This window comes from Streptomyces sp. NPDC045998 (assembly GCF_056430285.1).
In genome coordinates, this window is sequence record NZ_JBWKLJ010000004.1 from 297127 (window position 1) to 311418 (window position 14292).

Sequence of the window (14292 nt, forward strand, 5' to 3'; positions counted from 1 at the left end):
AGGCTTTCTTCGGAAGGATCCGTCGTGATCTTCTTAGCCCTGCTGATTCCTCCCCTCCTGCTGTGCGCCCTCCTCGCACTGGGCCGCTACGAGGAGCGCCTGCTGCGGGAACCGGACGGCGCGACCACCCCACCGGCCTTCGGGCGCGCTCCGGCGGGCGGCGTCACGCCATGACGCCGCGGCCGGGCCGTCAGCCGTCGAGGAGATCCCGCCAGAGGCCGTACTCCGACGTCTCCTGCTTGTACCTCTTGTACGCGCCCGCCCCGGGCCGCGGACGCACCCGCGCGTAGCGCTCGACCAGCCTCTCCGCCGCCGCGACCGTCTCCGCCGGCAGGCGGTGGGCGATGGCGTCCTGCCAGGAGGAGGAGCGGGGATCGTGCAGCTCGTCCACCGGGAGGAAGCGGCACGGCTGCCAGTGGACGAGCTCGGGCGCGTACCGGATGAGGTGGCCGTAGCCCTCCAGGCGCCTCTTCGGGAGTGCGGCGAGCGCGGCACGTGCCGCGCGCCGCGCCTCCACGGCGCGCACGACGCCGACGGGGGTCACGCGGCCGTGGAACAGCTCGCGGTAGAGCGGCGCGGAGGGGTCGCTCCACAGGAGCTCCAGGCCGTCGTCGGACGCGGTCAGGTGGGCCGCGTCGGGGCGCGGGGAGCGGGACAGGCAGGCCAGGGCGCGCGTCACCTCCGCCATGTCGAAGACCGGGAGGCCCGTGGGGGACGTCAGGCCCCGGCGCGGGTCGAAGGTGCCCTCGCGCTCCCAGTCGGCGTCCATGAGTCCGCGGATGACGGGGCAGCGGATCAGGCGGTCCTGCGCGGTCGCGGTGTTGAGGTACGTGTCCGCGAGGCCGTGGAGCCGGCGCAGCCGGTCGCGCCGGTCGTCACCGCACACGATCTCCAGCCGCATCACCGACTGCTCCAGCACGTGCGGCTCGTCGCCGTACGCGGCCGCGTCGGAGATGACCTTCAGCCGCTGCAGGCCGTCGATGCACTCGGGGGCGATGACGTGCAGCACGCCGCTGAAGCTGCGGACGCCGGGCCCGATCTCCACGGCGTCCGCGCCGAGCACGATGTGCCCGATGGCGCCGAAGTCCTGCGGCCGCTCCCGCAGCATCCGGGCCAGCGCCCGGTTCGCCCGGCTGCCCTCCAGGTACCCGCGGCGCGCCCAGAGCCTGCGGGCGGCGTCCGGCCCGGCGGCCAGGGGCGCGAGCGCCGCGGCGGGCACGTCCACGATCCAACTGCTGCCGAACTGGGCGGAGTGCAACGGGCGCATGCTGAAGGTCTCGTCCGAGGAGAAGAGCCACGGCGAGGACGACAAGATCACGGTCATGCCTGTCCAACGGCGGCCGCGGACGGCGGTGACGGCCGCGCGGCCCCGTGCCCGCAGTGATCCCCACCACGGCTGGGGGACGACCGGCTCCCGTAGGGTTGTCCGGTCCCCCCTTTCTCTGGCAGGTGCCGTTCCCTTGTCTTCTTCCACGCCTTCCGCCGTGCCGCTGCTCCGGCGGCTGCGGCCCGACTGGCTGACCGATCCGAAGGTGTGGCGCACCGAGGTGCTCGCCGGTCTGGTGGTCGCGCTCGCGCTGATCCCCGAGGCGATCTCGTTCTCGATCATCGCGGGGGTCGAGCCGGCGATCGGGCTGTTCGCCTCCTTCACCATGGCCGTGGTCATCGCGGTCGTCGGCGGCCGCCGGGCGATGATCTCCGCCGCGACGGGTGCCGTCGCGCTGGTGATCGCGCCGCTCAACCGCGAGCACGGCCTGGGCTACCTGGTGGCCGCGGTGATCCTCGCCGGGGTCTTCCAGGTGGCGCTCGGCGCGCTGGGGGTGGCGAGGCTGATGCGGTTCGTCCCCCGCTCGGTGATGGTCGGCTTCGTCAACTCGCTCGCGATCCTGATCTTCCTCGCGCAGGTGCCGGAGATGCGGGACGTGCCGTGGGCCGTCTATCCGCTGATGGCGGCGGGCCTGGCGCTGATGGTGTTCCTCCCCCGGGTGACCACGGTGGTGCCGGCGCCGCTGGTGTCGATCGCCGTCCTGACGGTCGTCACCGTCGCCGCCGGGATCGCGGTGCCGACCGTCGGGGACAAGGGCGCCCTGCCGTCGTCGCTGCCGGTGCCCGGGCTGCCGGACGTGCCGTTCACGCTGGACACGCTGGCGACGATCGCCCCGTACGCCTTCGCCATGGCGCTGGTCGGGCTGATGGAGTCGCTGATGACGGCCAAGCTCGTGGACGACATCACCGACACCCGCTCCAGCAAGACGCGCGAGTCCATCGGGCAGGGCGTGGCCAACATCGTCACCGGTTTCTTCGGCGGCATGGGCGGCTGCGCGATGATCGGCCAGACGATGATCAACGTGAAGGTGTCGGGCGCCCGGACGCGCCTGTCGACGTTCCTCGCGGGCGCCTTCCTGATGGTGCTGTGCATCGTCTTCGGGCCGGTCGTCTCCGACATCCCGATGGCGGCGCTCGTCGCGGTCATGGTCATGGTGTCGTGCGCGACGTTCGACTGGCACTCCATCGCCCCGAAGACGCTGCGGCGGATGCCGGCCGGGGAGATCGCCGTCATGGTGATCACCGTCGGGTGCGTCGTGGCCACGCACAACCTCGCCGTCGGTGTCGTCGTCGGCTCGGTCACGGCGATGGTGGTCTTCGCCCGGCGCGTGGCGCGCCTCGCCGACGTCACCGCCGTCACCGACCCGGACGGCACCACCGTCGTCTACCGGGTGACGGGCGAGCTGTTCTTCGCCTCCTCCAACGACCTGGCGGGCCGGTTCGACTACGCGGGTGACCCCGGCAGGGTCGTCGTCGACCTGAGCGCGGCGCACATCTGGGACGCCTCCTCCGTCGCCGCCCTCGACGCCGTCGTGCACAGGTACGCCCAGCGCGGCAAGCGCGTGGAGATCACCGGGCTCAACGAGCCCAGCGCCCGGCTGCACGGGAAGCTCAGCGGGGAGCTCACCGGCGCCCACTGAGCGCGGTGACGTGGGGCGGGGGCGGCGCGACACCGTCCCCGAGGGCCGGGTCGGGTTCGGGCTCCCCGAAGACGGTGGACATCGGCACCACCCCGGCCCACAGGCCGAGCTCGGCGTCGGGGCCGTCGCCGTCGTCCGGACCGCCGGTGCGGATCTTGACGGACGCCTCCTCCAGGGAGAGCGCCAGCAGTGCGGTGGCGGCCAGCTCCTTGCGGTTCGGGCGGCGGGCGTAGTCCCACTGGCCCGGCGTGGCCTGCTCGGTGAGGCAGCGCAGGCCGGCGAGCTTCTCCTCCGGGTCCGTCACCAGGCGCGGGACGCCGTAGACCATCGCACTGCGGTAGTTCACGCCGTGCTCGAAGACCGACCGCGCCAGGACCAGGCCGTCCAGGTGCGTGACCGTGACGCACACCGTCGCCTCCGGCGCGGCGACCAGGCTGCGACTGGCGACCGAGCCGTGCACGTACAGCCACCTGCCGTCGGAGCCGTACACCGTCGGGACGACCATGGGGTGGCCGCCGACCACGACCCCGAGGTGGCAGAGGAAACCGGCGGCGAGGATGGCGTCGAGGGCGTCGCGGTCCGTGCTGCCCTGGTCGCGCAGGCGGCGGTGGCGCGTGCGGTCGGTGACGGGAAGCGTGCGGGACGCCGAACTGATCTTCATACCGCAGGAACCTACCGATTCCGCCGCAGCAGCACCATGGAAGTTGCCGATATCGTCGCGCAGGCGGCCCCGCGCGACGATATCCCTCGCCTACGCCGCCGGCCCCGGCGGCTCGAAGCGGGTGAAGGCGCTGTGCTTCGGCAGCCGGTACGTTTCGCGCCCGGTGATCGCGTTGAGGATGGTCGCGTTGCGTACGGCGCCGATGTCGAGGTTCGGCGACGAGACGCCGTGCGCGTGGATCTCGGCGTTGGCGACGAAGACCCGGCCGCTCACCCCGTCCGCGAGCTCGACGGAGTGGTCCAGGCGTACGCGGGGACGCCCGCGCCCGTCGCGCTGGAGCAGTTCGTCCACCGGGGCCAGGAAGGCGGGCGTCCGGTTGCGGTAGCCGGTGGCGGCGACCACGAGACCGGTGGTGTGCTCGAAGACGCGGTCCGTGTCGCGGTGCCGGCAGGTCAGGACCGCCGCGCGGCCGGTCGGGTCCACGGCCGCCGACTCGACGGTGATGCCGAAGCGCAGCTCCACGTCGGCCAGGCCGTGCTCCAGCTGCCTGCGGTAGAGCAGTTCGTGGATCTCCTCCAGGGTGTCGGTGGAGATGCCCTTGTAGAACTGCCACTGCTCGCCGACGAGCCGGTCGCGCACGCCCTCGGGGAGGGAGTGGAAGTACCGCATGTACGCCGGGGTCGTCAGCTCCAGGTTCATCTTGGTGTAGTCGAGCGGCGCGAACGACGACGTACGGGTCAGCCAGCTCACCGCCGGGCCGCCGTCGAGGTTGCGGGTCAGCAGGTCGACGGCGACCTCGGCGCCGGACTGCCCGGAGCCGACGACCGTGACCTTGCCGGCCGCCGCCACGTCGGCCGCCCGGTAGAGGTAGTCCGAGGTGTGCAGCAGCAGCGACTCGGGCAGGTCCGCCAGCGCCTCCGGGACGTGCGGCGCGGTGCCGATGCCCAGGACCAGGTTGCGGGCGAGCATCCGCAGCCGCGTGCCGTCCCCGCGTACGACGTCCACGGTGAACCGCTCGGCCCCGGCGTCCCAGCGGACCTCCTCGGCGCGGTGCGAGAAGCGGACGGAGGGCAGCCGGGCGGCCGCCCAGCGCAGGTAGTCCTCGTACTCCCGGCGCGAGGGGAAGAAGTTCTCGCGCACGGTGAAGGTGTAGAGCCGGTCCATGTCGTGGAGGTACGCCAGGAACGACAGCGGGTGCCAGGGGGCGACGAGGGTGACGAGGTCGGCGAGGAAGTTCACCTGCATCGAGGCGTCGCCGAACATCATGCCCCGGTGCCAGGTGAGCTCCGGCCGCTCCTCCACAACGACGAGGTCGAGGTCGTCGACGGTGGAGGCGAGCGCGGCCAGGCCCAGGTTGAAGGGGCCGCAGCCGATGGCCACCACGTCGTGTTCGGAGACGAGCTGTTTCTCGAGCTGTTCTCGCGTCATCGGGGCATGTCCTCCTCGGTACGCGGATGGACCATCAGGGCGGCGGTCTTGTCGGGGAAGGACACCTTTCCGGCCGGGCGGAACCCGGCGGCCTCGAACGCCCTGAGCGACGGCGCGTTGGTCACGTCCGGTTCGGCGACCACCCGGGTGCACGCGGGGTCGGCGGCGAGCAGCCCCTCCGCGAGGGCGCGCAGCAGCCGCCTGCCGAGGCCCTGACCGGTGCGGGCGGCCTCGCCGATGGCGATGTGCACGCCCAGGTCGTACGGCAGCTCGGCGTACTGCCCGGCGAGGCGGTCGCGGATCACCCGGTACACCTCGATGTACGCGAACGGCTCGCCGTCCAGGTCGACCAGGACCGGCAGGATGGCGTCACCGGCCAGGTGCCCGGCGATCTCCTCGTACCAGCGCTCGCGCGGCCAGGCCTGGTGCCAGAAGGCGTCGATGTGCGGCGACTGCATCCAGCCGTGCACCACGTCGAGGTCGGCGCCCTCCGCCCGGGCGACCCGGGCCGACCAGGGCGCGGGCAGCACGGGCAGCGGCGGGCCGGGGATCGTGGCGGTCGGATCGTGGTCCACCGAGGTCATGCCGTGGCCTCCTGGAGGGGGTTGGGGGCGTCGAGGTAGACGGACTGGGCGTCGAGCGGCGCGAGGACCTCGTCGATGCCGTGCAGCCGGGTCAGCAGGTTGCCCTTGCACGGCAGGGTGTCCGCCTCCAGCCAGCGGCGCGCCAGCCGATCGCCCTCGGGCCCCGCCTCCGCGAGCGCGGGGAGCGCCGCGCGCAGCCGGTCGGCGAGGACGGCGAGGAGGTCGCGCTCGTCGGCGAGTCCGTCGACGGCGAGGCAGCCGACGACCGACAGCGCCTGGTTGCGCAGCAGGTAGTAGGAGAGCCGGTCGTCCACGAGGGCGTCGTCGACGACGGCGAGCGTGGAGGAGTCGGCGCCGAGCCGCTTGAGCAGGCCCGGGAGGTACGAAGTGGCCAGGTAGTAGCCCTGGTTGTCGCGGAAGGTGGAGCCGGTGACGCGTCCGGTGGCGTCCAGCCGGACCAGGGTGTTCTGCTGGTGGGCCTCCAGGCCGATGCCGGTGGCGGCGTACAGGTGCAGCATCGGCACGAGCACCCTGTCGGTGTAGTCGGCCGTCCACTGCTCGGCCGCGCCCGGGCCGAGCGCCGCGACCAGGTCGCCGAGCGCGCTGCGGCCGAGGCCGGGGCGCGGCGCCACCAGGCCGACCAGGCAGCGCAGGTCCGCGATGCCGTCCGGGACCTCGCGCACGGCGACGTCGAGGCCGGTGACGTCCGGGCCCTCCGGGCGGCCCGGCTCGTCCACCGCGATCCAGGCGGGGTCGCGGGTGATCGCGAAGCCGGGGTGGGCGGCGAAGGTAGCCTCGGCGTATCCGGCGTCGAGGAGCCGGTTGATCTCCAGGCCCCGGCGCAGCTCCGTACGGGTCGACTCGCGGCGGGAGTTGGTCAGCCGCAGCCCGAGGGAGAGTTTCAGCATCACGTCGGCGTCCGGCCGGTACACGGTCCGCACGCTGGAGGTGGGCCACCACTCGGGGCCCAGCTCACCGAGCGGCTTCAGCGCGCCCGAGGCGACGAGCGCCTGGATCCGCGGGCGGTGCAGCAGGTCGCGGGCCTGCCAGGGGTGCGCGGGGATCAGCACCCGGCCGTCGTCCAGGCGCCGTTCGGCGAGGTCGGCGAGGAGGGCGACGGTGTCGCGGCCGGCCAGCGAGGGGGCGCCGTCGACGGCGTCGTGGGAGACGACCGACTCGTCGGCGGAGAACCAGTGCAGCCGGAAGGAGCCGCGCAGCTCCGGCGAGTACGCCCGCGCCTCGTGGTCCGAGATGCCGTCCCGGCTCTTGGGCGCCGGGTGGTTCAAGTGACCGAGCAGCAGGGCCTGTTCGGCGTCGAGGAAGCCGTCCACTTCCGGGGGCGGCTTCGGGTGCGCGCGGCGGTCGGCGATGAAGGCCGCCACCCGGCGTACGGACTCGGCGGTGCGCTCCACCAGGTCCGCGACCTCGCCGGAGGGGACTCCGCCGGGACGGCTTCCGCCGCGTACCGCCGCCTCCGTGGAGAGCAGCGCCACGGCGGTGACGGGGTCGGCGGTCGGGCCGAGCGGGCCGCCGGGGCCCTCCAGGCGGGCGGGGGCGAAGCGGTGCCAGCCGGTGGGCGAGCAGTGCGTGACCTCGGTGACGAGGGCGAGCCCGGCGGTGGGCAGCTCCACGCGGAGCGGGCCGGGGGTGACGGGGGTGCCGGTCTCGCGCAGCCAGCAGCGCAGGAGGGCCTCGACGTGGGCGTGTTCGGCCGCGCCGCGCGCGTCGAGCACGTGCAGCGGGTCGGGGGCGGTGGTGGCTGCCGTGGTGGTTGCCGCCGGGGTGGTGATGCTCATGCGGCGCCCTCCTCGATGAGTCGTTCGCAGGTGCGGCCGGCGTCGAGGACCGTGTCCACGAGACCGTCGATGTCGTCGGTGGTGGCGGTGGGGTTGAGCAGCGTGAACTTCAGGCACACGCGCTGCGCCACCTCCGTGCGCCCGATGAGCGCGGCGCCGGATTCGAGCAGCCGCCGGCGCAGGGCGCCGTTCAGCTCGCCGGAGCGCCGGGGGCCCGCGGTGCGGTAGCGGAACACCACCGTCGTCAGCTCGGCCGGGGCGACGAGCTCCAGCTCCGGCTCCGCGAGGATGCGGCGCTCGGCGTGGCGGGCCAGGTCGTGACAGACGTCGACCATGCGGCCGAGGCCCTCCCGCCCGTAGGTCAGCAGCGTGGCGGCGGCCTTCACCGCGTCGGGGCGGCGGGTGGTCTGGAGGCTGCGGCCCAGCAGGCCGTCGAAACCGGCCTCGGAGTCGTCGACGGGGTTGAGGTAGGCCACCTCGCGGTCGAGCGAGGTGAACGCGGTGGTGTCCGACACCAGGAGCACGCTCGCGGCGGCGGGCTGCCAGCCGATCTTGTGGAGGTCCAGGGTGACGGAGTCCGCGAGCTCCAGGCCCGCGAGGCGGTCGGCCAGCCGGTCGGAGAAGAGCGCGCCGAAGCCGTACGCCGCGTCCACGTGCATCCACATGCCGTGCCCGGAGGCGATCTCGGCGATCTCCGGCAGCGGGTCGATGGAGCCGAAGTCCGTGGTCCCGGCGGTGGCGACCACCGCGATCGGCGTCCGGTCCGGGCCGAGCTCCGCCAGCGCGGCGGCGAGCGCCTCGGGCCGCATGCGGCGGCGCTCGTCGACGGGCACCGGATGCACGGCGGCCTCGCCGAGGCCGAGCGCGGCGCACGCCCGGTGCGTGGAGAAGTGGGCGAGCTCCGAGCAGAACACCACCGGGCCGGGCAGCGCCGCCACGCCCTCCCGGCGGGCGTCGATGCCGCGCCGCAGCGCGGCGGCGTCGCGGGCGAGCAGCAGGCCCATCAGGTTGGAGAGCGACCCGCCGGGCGTGAGGACGCCGTCGGCGCGCTCCCCGAGCCCGGCCAGGCGGATCAGGGCGCCGATGAGCCACCGCTCGACGGCGATGCCGGAGGGGCCGGAGTCGTACGTGTCCAGCGACGCGTTTCCGGCGGCGGCCAGGGTGTCCGCGGCGACCGCGACCGACAGGGACGGCGCCTGGAGGTGGGCGGCGGCGCGCGGGTGGGAGAGGTCGATGCCCTGCTCCAGCAGCACGGTCGCGAGCAGCTGGAGCGCCGCCTTGGCGCCGAGCCCCTCGGCGGGGACTTCGGCCGGGCCGAGGGTCTCGGCCGCCGCCGCGAGGACGTCGGCGGGGGCGCCCGCCGGGATCGGTCCGGCGGGGCGGCGGGCGGCGCCGGCGGCGTCGACCGCCTCGGCGAGGGTGGCGAGGACCTCGGCGAGGCCCTCCTGGGAGGCGGCGAGCACGGACGGCGGGAAGGACGGCGACGGGGACGGGGACGGCGAAAACGGGGGTCGGGTCTGGGCCAACGGGATCACGCTGCCTCCTCAGTCCTCGGCGAGCGGGTTGGGGTGCGTGCCGTTCGGGTACAGCGCGTGGCGCAGGGCGCGGTCGGTGTACCGGGTGACCACGATCCGGTCGCGGTTCAGGCCGTACCGGGGGATCTCCGGGGTGAGCAGGTCGTACTCGGCGAACCGCCCGACGAGCTCGGGGAACCGCTCCTTGAACTGCCGCTGGAAGTCGAGGATGGTCTGCCGCACCAGCCGCCAGAAGGTCTTCTCCGGTACGCCGAGCTGGTCGGCGCAGAGCGGCGCGAGGTAGCGGAAGTGGCCGACGAAGACCTGGTCCATGACGTGCTGCTTGATGATCGACGGGTGCTTGCGGGGCAGCACGTGGTCGTGCCCGTCGGGCTCGGGGCCGCGCTCCGGCACGTCGGTGAACGACACGCAGACGTCGTCCACGAAGTCCTTGAGGTAGAGCCGGACCGGGACGTCGTTCTCGTCGTACCCGAGCAGCGTGTTCTGGCCGTGCGGGTTGAAGGTGACGCCGTACCGGTACAGCACGTGCAGGATCGGCGTGAGCAGCGTGTCGAAGAGGCGGCGCAGCCACTCCTGCGGGTCCAGGCCGGAGGCGCGGACGAGTTCGGCGACGAAGGCGTCGCCGGCGCTGTCGACGTGCAGCAGCGAGGCGAAGGTGCGCACGCGCTCGCCCTGGTCCTTGCGCGCGGAGACGGAGTCGCGCCAGATGCAGCCGAGGGTCTCCAGGTGCTGGTAGGGCGCGTCCTGCAGTTTCGACAGGTAGGGGTGCTGGACGGTGACGGAGGCGACCTCGCCGAGGAAGACGGTGCGGCACGTGTCGGTCAGGAACGGGTCGCGCTCGACGAGCCCGCGCAGCCACTGCGTGACGACCGGGGCGCCCATGGTGCAGTGCGGCGGTATGCCGCGCCAGACCAGGGTGTTGAGGATCTTCAGCGGCAGTTTGACGTCGTACCGCTCGGGCGTGGTGGCGTTGGCCATCGTCCGGATGGACTGGCCGGGCAAGTACGCGTCCGGGCTCTCGCCCAGCGGGACGATGCGGTTCTGCGCGACGTCGGCGGCGTGCACGATCTGCACGGCGTGGTCCCACTGCCAGGGGTGCACGGGCATCCACACGTAACCCTGCGGGTCGACCCCGGCCTCCTCCAGGACGGCGGTGAACCGGCTGCGGGTCTCCGCGTCCAACTCCTCGCCCAGGATGGCGGTTTCGGACAGCTCGGAGGTGCCGCGGAATTCGGCGAGGCCGCGGTGGACGGCGATCCACTGGAGTTTCAGCGGCTGCGCGGACTCGGGGGCGTACCGGCGTACGTCGGTGGCGGAGAAGCCGATCCGGCCTTTGTTGGCGACGAGCAGGTTGTGGCCGGTCATCCGGCACTCCAGCTCGGAGTGGTCCAGGGCGCGCATCTCGGCCACGGTCTCGCCGCCGTGGGTGAGGCGGGCGGCGTCGACGGCGAGGGTGGCGGAGAGCTCGGTGAAGTAGGTGGCGATGGTGGAGGGGTCGCTGCCGATGGTGGAGGTCGCCTCCATCAGGAACTGCAGGGCGTCCCAGGCGGGTTGGGCGATGGAGTTGCCCAGCATGCTGGTGGCGGTGCGGGTGATCGAGTCGGGATCGACGCGCAGCCAGCCGAAGGCGCCGGGCGTGGCGTCGAACGCGTACGTCGTACCGCTGTCGAGGTCGACGCGGTAGCCGCCTTCGCCGGTCTCGACCGCTTTCAGCATGTCCTCGAAACACCACTCGCCGAGCGCTTTGGCCAGGAGGCGGCGGTTGGCCTCGCGCCAGGCCGCGGGGGCCACTTCGGGCAGAGCGGGCACGGGATGGTCGGCGGAAAGGGGCATCAGGCAGCTCCGATGTCTGGCCGGATCATTGCGCTCGAACGTCTGGACGTCCGGGCGGGGCTAGATTAGGTTAGGCTTACCTTAGGGACAAGGTCAACTTTCAGCCACGCGGCGGCGCAAGCCATTTGACGGTCCGTCAGGCGCTTCGGGCACGGCGTACGCGCGGCTTTTGACATGGCTTCGGCCTCCCCGCCCGGACCCGAATTGGAGGTGCTCAGCGGTGGCTTCCCGCCGACGCACGCCCCGATGGACCTTCGCCCTCGTCAGCGCGGGTGGCGTGATGATGACGCTGGACGTGACGGTCGTGAACGTCGCCCTGTCCGGTATCGCCCGCGACCTGGAGAGCGGGCTCGGCCAGGTCCAGTGGACGGTCTCCGCGTACTCGCTCGCCTTCGGCGCCCTGCTGCTGAGCGCGGGCGCGCTCTCCGACCGGATCGGGCGCCGGACCGTCTTCACCGCCGGGATGGCGCTTTTCACCCTCGCTTCGGCCGGATGTGGTCTTGCGCCCGACGTCGGCACGCTCATCGCCGCCCGTGCCGCGCAGGGCGTCGGCGGCGCGCTCGTCTTCGCCCCCACCCTGGCGCTGATCGCGGCCGCCTACCCCGAAGGGGCCCGCCGCCAGCGGGCGATAGCGGCGTTCGCCGCCATCGCCTCCGCCGCGGGGGCCCTCGGGCCCGTGGTCGGCGGGGTCCTCGTCGACCTCCTCGGCTGGCGGTGGATCTTCCTGGTGAACGTGCCGATCGGGGTGCTGGTGGTGGTCGGCGCGCTGACCCGGATGCCCGAGTCGGCGGCACCGCGCGATGCCCGGCGCCGCATCGACCCGTTCGGCGCGCTCCTCGGCGTCGGGGCGCTGCTGGCACTGCACTACCCGCTGATCGCCGGGCCGGAGGCCGGGTGGACGTCGCCGCAGGTGGTGCTCTCGGTGGCCGTCGGCGTGGGGCTCGCCCTCGCCCTGGTCGCCGCCCAGCGGCGCGGCGACGGCCTGATCGACCTGGCGCTCCTGCGGGTGCGCGCCTTCTCGGGCGCGGCGCTGCTGGGGTTCCTCGCCCGGCTGACGAGCCTGGGCGTGCTGGCCTTCATCACCCTGTGGCTCCAGTCGGCGCACGCGTACACCCCGCTCGAAGTCGGCCTGCACCTGCTGCCGTTGACCGGCAGCCTGCTGATCGCGGGCCTCTTCGTGGCGCGCCTCCAGCGCCGCTACACGGCGGACGCGCTGGTGGCGGGGGGCTTCGCGGCGCAGGGGGCGGGGCTGCTGGCGCTGGCGGCGGCGGGTTCCGGGGCCGACTTCGCGGTCACGGCGCTCGGCCTGGTGCTGCTGGGCATCGGCGGGGCCGTGATCTTCCCGCCACTCATGGGCGTGGCCGTGGGCGCGGTCCCGGCCGACCGCGCCGGCATGGCCTCGGGCCTCACCAACGCCTGCTACCCCCTCGGCACCGCGACCGGCATCGCGGTGTTCGGCGCCCTGTTCTCGGCCCGGGTGGGCGAGGGCCTGGGCCCTGAGGCGGGTGTCCGCGCCGCCGTCGAAACCGGCCGCTTCGAACTCGTCCCCACCGCGCTCCAGCCCCTGGCCCGCGCGGCCTTCGCGGACGGCTTCACGGCGGTGTGCCTCGCGGCGGCGCTGGTCTGCGCGGTGGGCGTGCTGGTGTCACGGACCCTGCGCCCGGCGCCGGAGGCGGCTGCGGACGCTGCCGCCCAGGAGACGCCGTCGGCGCGGATGGCGGGGGCGGCTTGAGGCATCCCTAGGCGGGCGAGGCGGTACGGTCGAGGAGCTGCCGCTGGGAGTCGGCGAGCCGAAGGTCCGCCGCTGCGAGGTTCTCCTGCAGGTGGGCGAGCGAGCCGGTTCCGGGTATCGGCAGGACGACCGGAGAGCGGGCGAGCAGCCAGGCGAGCAGGACCTGCGGAACGGTGGCCCCGAGTTCGCCCGCCACGGCGGCGAGCACGTCCGCCTGGCCGGGGCCGGTCTCCGCGGCGACGGGACGCCAGGGAAGGAAGGCGATGCCGCCGGCCTCGCATGCCTCCAGCACCGGCTCGTAGTCCCGGTCGAAGAGGTTGTAGCGATTCTGCACGCTCGCGATCTCCGCGGTCTGCCGGGCCTCGGCGAGCTGCTCGGCGGTGACTTCGGAGAGGCCGATGTGCCCGATCTTCCCTTCGAGCTGGAGCTCGCGGAGCGCGCCGACCTGTTCGGCGAGCGGAACCTTCGGGTCGATCCGATGCAGCTGCAGCAGCCCGATGCGCTCGGTCCGCAGCCGGCGCAGGCCCTGCTCGACCTGCTCGCGCAGGCTTTCCGGCCGTGCGTCGTACGCCCACCCTTCGGGCCCGGACCGCGTGACCCCCACCTTGGTGGTGATCAACAGGTCGTCCGGGTACGGGTACAGGGCCTCGGCCAGCAGTTCCTCGTTGGCCCCCCATCCGTACAGGTGGGCCGTATCGATCAGGCTGACGCCGAGCTCGACGGCCCGCCGGGCCACCGCGACGGCGCCCTCCCGCTCCGGCCCTGGCCCGGTCGCCAGGCGCATGGCCCCGAACCCGAGTCGGGCCACCCGGAATTCGCCGCCGATGGTGAACGTGCTGTCCGTGCCCGGAGTGTGCGGTGTGCTCGAAGTCATCGGTCCCCCCCTCGTCGGCGCGACGATACCCGGACGGGACAGCCGTACTCGGGGCGGAACCGGTGCGGCGAGCAGGCGATCAGGTACACCCCGAGGTACCTCTGCCCGCTGAGCCACCATCCGCCGACGACATCCTGGCCACCGGCGAGCGCCTCGTGGTCGCACCCGAAGGCGTCGACGTGCGGCCGCACCCGTTCATGCGGCCGCACGCTGGTGCGCGCCTCAGCGCGGCGGGCGCGCACCTCGGCGCCCCGAGGCGCCCACACGCGGGGCGCACGTCTCGTGCCGGTAGTTGTCCGGGCGGACACCGGACCCGGCCTCGACGGTCTCGATGCGGACGGCCTCGCCCCGGATCGGGCGGTCGCAGTGCACGCAGAACACCCGGCCCGACGCCGCCGCCGTCACGACCGCCCCCACGCGTACGCCCGCTGCAGGTGGACGCGCAGCAGCTCGGCGTCCGTGAGTACGCCGTCGCCGACGGGCGGGTACAGCCACGTCCTACCGCGGCGGGTCACGCCCGGCGCCGGGCAGAGCAGCGCGCCGCCGCGCCCGGCGCATACGGTGCCGCGCAACGGTTCCCAGGTGGCAGCGGTGCCGACCGGCACGAGGACCTCGACGGCCTGACGCGGGCGGCAGTACAGCACCGGCCCCAGCGAGACGGCCGCGTTGGCCAAGGCGTCGAGAGCGCGCACACCCAGACACGCGGTGACGCGCACGACGTCGAACCGCACGCCGAGGGGTACCTCCGCGAGGGAGTAGCCGCTGTCGGCCCACGCGGTCAGGATGATCGACGGTGGCTCCATCACGGAGGCGAGCCACAAGGCTCCGGGCTCCTCTGCTTGCGGAATCGCCGGCTGGGTGCGGCACGCAGGATCACTCATCG

Annotated in this window: 13 protein-coding genes; 3 read left to right on the plus strand and 10 right to left on the minus strand. The window is 73.5% G+C overall.

Going from position 1 to position 14292, the window contains the following annotated elements:
• The first annotated feature begins 24 nt into the window (after positions 1–24).
• A complete protein-coding gene (locus AC07FJ_RS14400) occupies positions 25–174 on the plus strand; it encodes a hypothetical protein (RefSeq protein WP_479048870.1) in 150 nt (49 codons plus the stop codon).
• Positions 175–190: 16 nt separating this feature from the next.
• Here AC07FJ_RS14400 and AC07FJ_RS14405 read toward each other — a convergent pair whose 3' ends face one another.
• Positions 191–1324, minus strand: coding sequence for a hypothetical protein (locus AC07FJ_RS14405; RefSeq protein ID WP_479048873.1), 1134 nt, complete (start codon positions 1322–1324; stop codon positions 191–193).
• 136 nt (positions 1325–1460) lie between these two features.
• On the opposite strand from AC07FJ_RS14405, the gene AC07FJ_RS14410 reads away from it, so the two are divergent.
• Positions 1461–2966, plus strand: a complete 1506-nt coding sequence (locus AC07FJ_RS14410) for a SulP family inorganic anion transporter (protein ID WP_479048875.1) — start codon at positions 1461–1463, stop codon at positions 2964–2966.
• Here AC07FJ_RS14410 and AC07FJ_RS14415 read toward each other — a convergent pair.
• The 6 genes from AC07FJ_RS14415 to AC07FJ_RS14440 form a co-directional block, all read right to left on the minus strand.
• Positions 2950–3627, minus strand: a complete 678-nt coding sequence (locus tag AC07FJ_RS14415) for a pyridoxamine 5'-phosphate oxidase family protein (protein WP_479048877.1) — start codon at positions 3625–3627, stop codon at positions 2950–2952. The two genes, AC07FJ_RS14410 and AC07FJ_RS14415, sit on opposite strands and share 17 nt — an antisense overlap.
• A gap of 90 nt (positions 3628–3717) precedes the next feature.
• Positions 3718–5055 (minus strand): lysine N(6)-hydroxylase/L-ornithine N(5)-oxygenase family protein, encoded by a 1338-nt coding sequence (locus tag AC07FJ_RS14420; RefSeq protein WP_479048879.1) that lies wholly within the window; start codon positions 5053–5055, stop codon positions 3718–3720.
• Complete coding sequence (locus AC07FJ_RS14425) at positions 5052–5639, minus strand: GNAT family N-acetyltransferase (RefSeq protein WP_479048882.1); 588 nt, start codon at positions 5637–5639, stop codon at positions 5052–5054. Before AC07FJ_RS14425 ends, AC07FJ_RS14420 begins: the two co-directional genes overlap by 4 nt.
• On the minus strand, positions 5636–7435 hold the full coding sequence (locus AC07FJ_RS14430) for an IucA/IucC family protein (protein WP_479048885.1): 1800 nt from the start codon (positions 7433–7435) through the stop codon (positions 5636–5638). Before AC07FJ_RS14430 ends, AC07FJ_RS14425 begins: the two co-directional genes overlap by 4 nt.
• The gene (locus AC07FJ_RS14435) at positions 7432–8970 is read right to left on the minus strand and encodes a pyridoxal phosphate-dependent decarboxylase family protein (RefSeq protein WP_479048888.1); all 1539 of its coding nucleotides are present in this window, start codon (positions 8968–8970) and stop codon (positions 7432–7434) included. Before AC07FJ_RS14435 ends, AC07FJ_RS14430 begins: the two co-directional genes overlap by 4 nt.
• A 9-nt stretch (positions 8971–8979) precedes the next feature.
• Positions 8980–10803, minus strand: a complete 1824-nt coding sequence (locus tag AC07FJ_RS14440) for an IucA/IucC family protein (RefSeq protein ID WP_479048891.1) — start codon at positions 10801–10803, stop codon at positions 8980–8982.
• A gap of 220 nt (positions 10804–11023) precedes the next feature.
• On the opposite strand from AC07FJ_RS14440, the gene AC07FJ_RS14445 reads away from it, so the two are divergent.
• Positions 11024–12535 carry an MFS transporter gene (locus AC07FJ_RS14445; protein ID WP_479048894.1) on the plus strand — a complete coding sequence of 504 codons (1512 nt, stop codon included), beginning with the start codon at positions 11024–11026 and terminating at the stop codon, positions 12533–12535.
• Positions 12536–12542: 7 nt separating this feature from the next.
• Here AC07FJ_RS14445 and AC07FJ_RS14450 read toward each other — a convergent pair whose 3' ends face one another.
• The 3 genes from AC07FJ_RS14450 to AC07FJ_RS14460 all read right to left on the minus strand — a co-directional run bounded on the left by AC07FJ_RS14450 (position 12543) and on the right by AC07FJ_RS14460 (position 14290).
• Complete coding sequence (locus AC07FJ_RS14450) at positions 12543–13409, minus strand: aldo/keto reductase (protein WP_479048896.1); 867 nt, start codon at positions 13407–13409, stop codon at positions 12543–12545.
• A gap of 222 nt (positions 13410–13631) precedes the next feature.
• Complete coding sequence (locus AC07FJ_RS14455; protein ID WP_479048898.1) at positions 13632–13814, minus strand: hypothetical protein; 183 nt, start codon at positions 13812–13814, stop codon at positions 13632–13634.
• Entirely contained in the window at positions 13811–14290 is a 480-nt protein-coding gene (locus tag AC07FJ_RS14460; RefSeq protein WP_479048902.1) for a hypothetical protein, read from the minus strand. Before AC07FJ_RS14460 ends, AC07FJ_RS14455 begins: the two co-directional genes overlap by 4 nt.
• Positions 14291–14292: the final 2 nt, after the last annotated feature.

Coding starts and splice junctions, on each gene's coding strand:
- AC07FJ_RS14425 (WP_479048882.1), bottom strand. CDS start 5,639: ATGACCTCGGTGGACCACGATCCGACCGCCACGATCCCCGGCCCGCCG.
- AC07FJ_RS14460 (WP_479048902.1), bottom strand. CDS start 14,290: ATGAGTGATCCTGCGTGCCGCACCCAGCCGGCGATTCCGCAAGCAGAG.
- AC07FJ_RS14450 (WP_479048896.1), bottom strand. CDS start 13,409: ATGACTTCGAGCACACCGCACACTCCGGGCACGGACAGCACGTTCACC.
- AC07FJ_RS14405 (WP_479048873.1), bottom strand. CDS start 1,324: ATGACCGTGATCTTGTCGTCCTCGCCGTGGCTCTTCTCCTCGGACGAG.
- AC07FJ_RS14440 (WP_479048891.1), bottom strand. CDS start 10,803: ATGCCCCTTTCCGCCGACCATCCCGTGCCCGCTCTGCCCGAAGTGGCC.
- AC07FJ_RS14430 (WP_479048885.1), bottom strand. CDS start 7,435: ATGAGCATCACCACCCCGGCGGCAACCACCACGGCAGCCACCACCGCC.
- AC07FJ_RS14415 (WP_479048877.1), bottom strand. CDS start 3,627: ATGAAGATCAGTTCGGCGTCCCGCACGCTTCCCGTCACCGACCGCACG.
- AC07FJ_RS14420 (WP_479048879.1), bottom strand. CDS start 5,055: ATGACGCGAGAACAGCTCGAGAAACAGCTCGTCTCCGAACACGACGTG.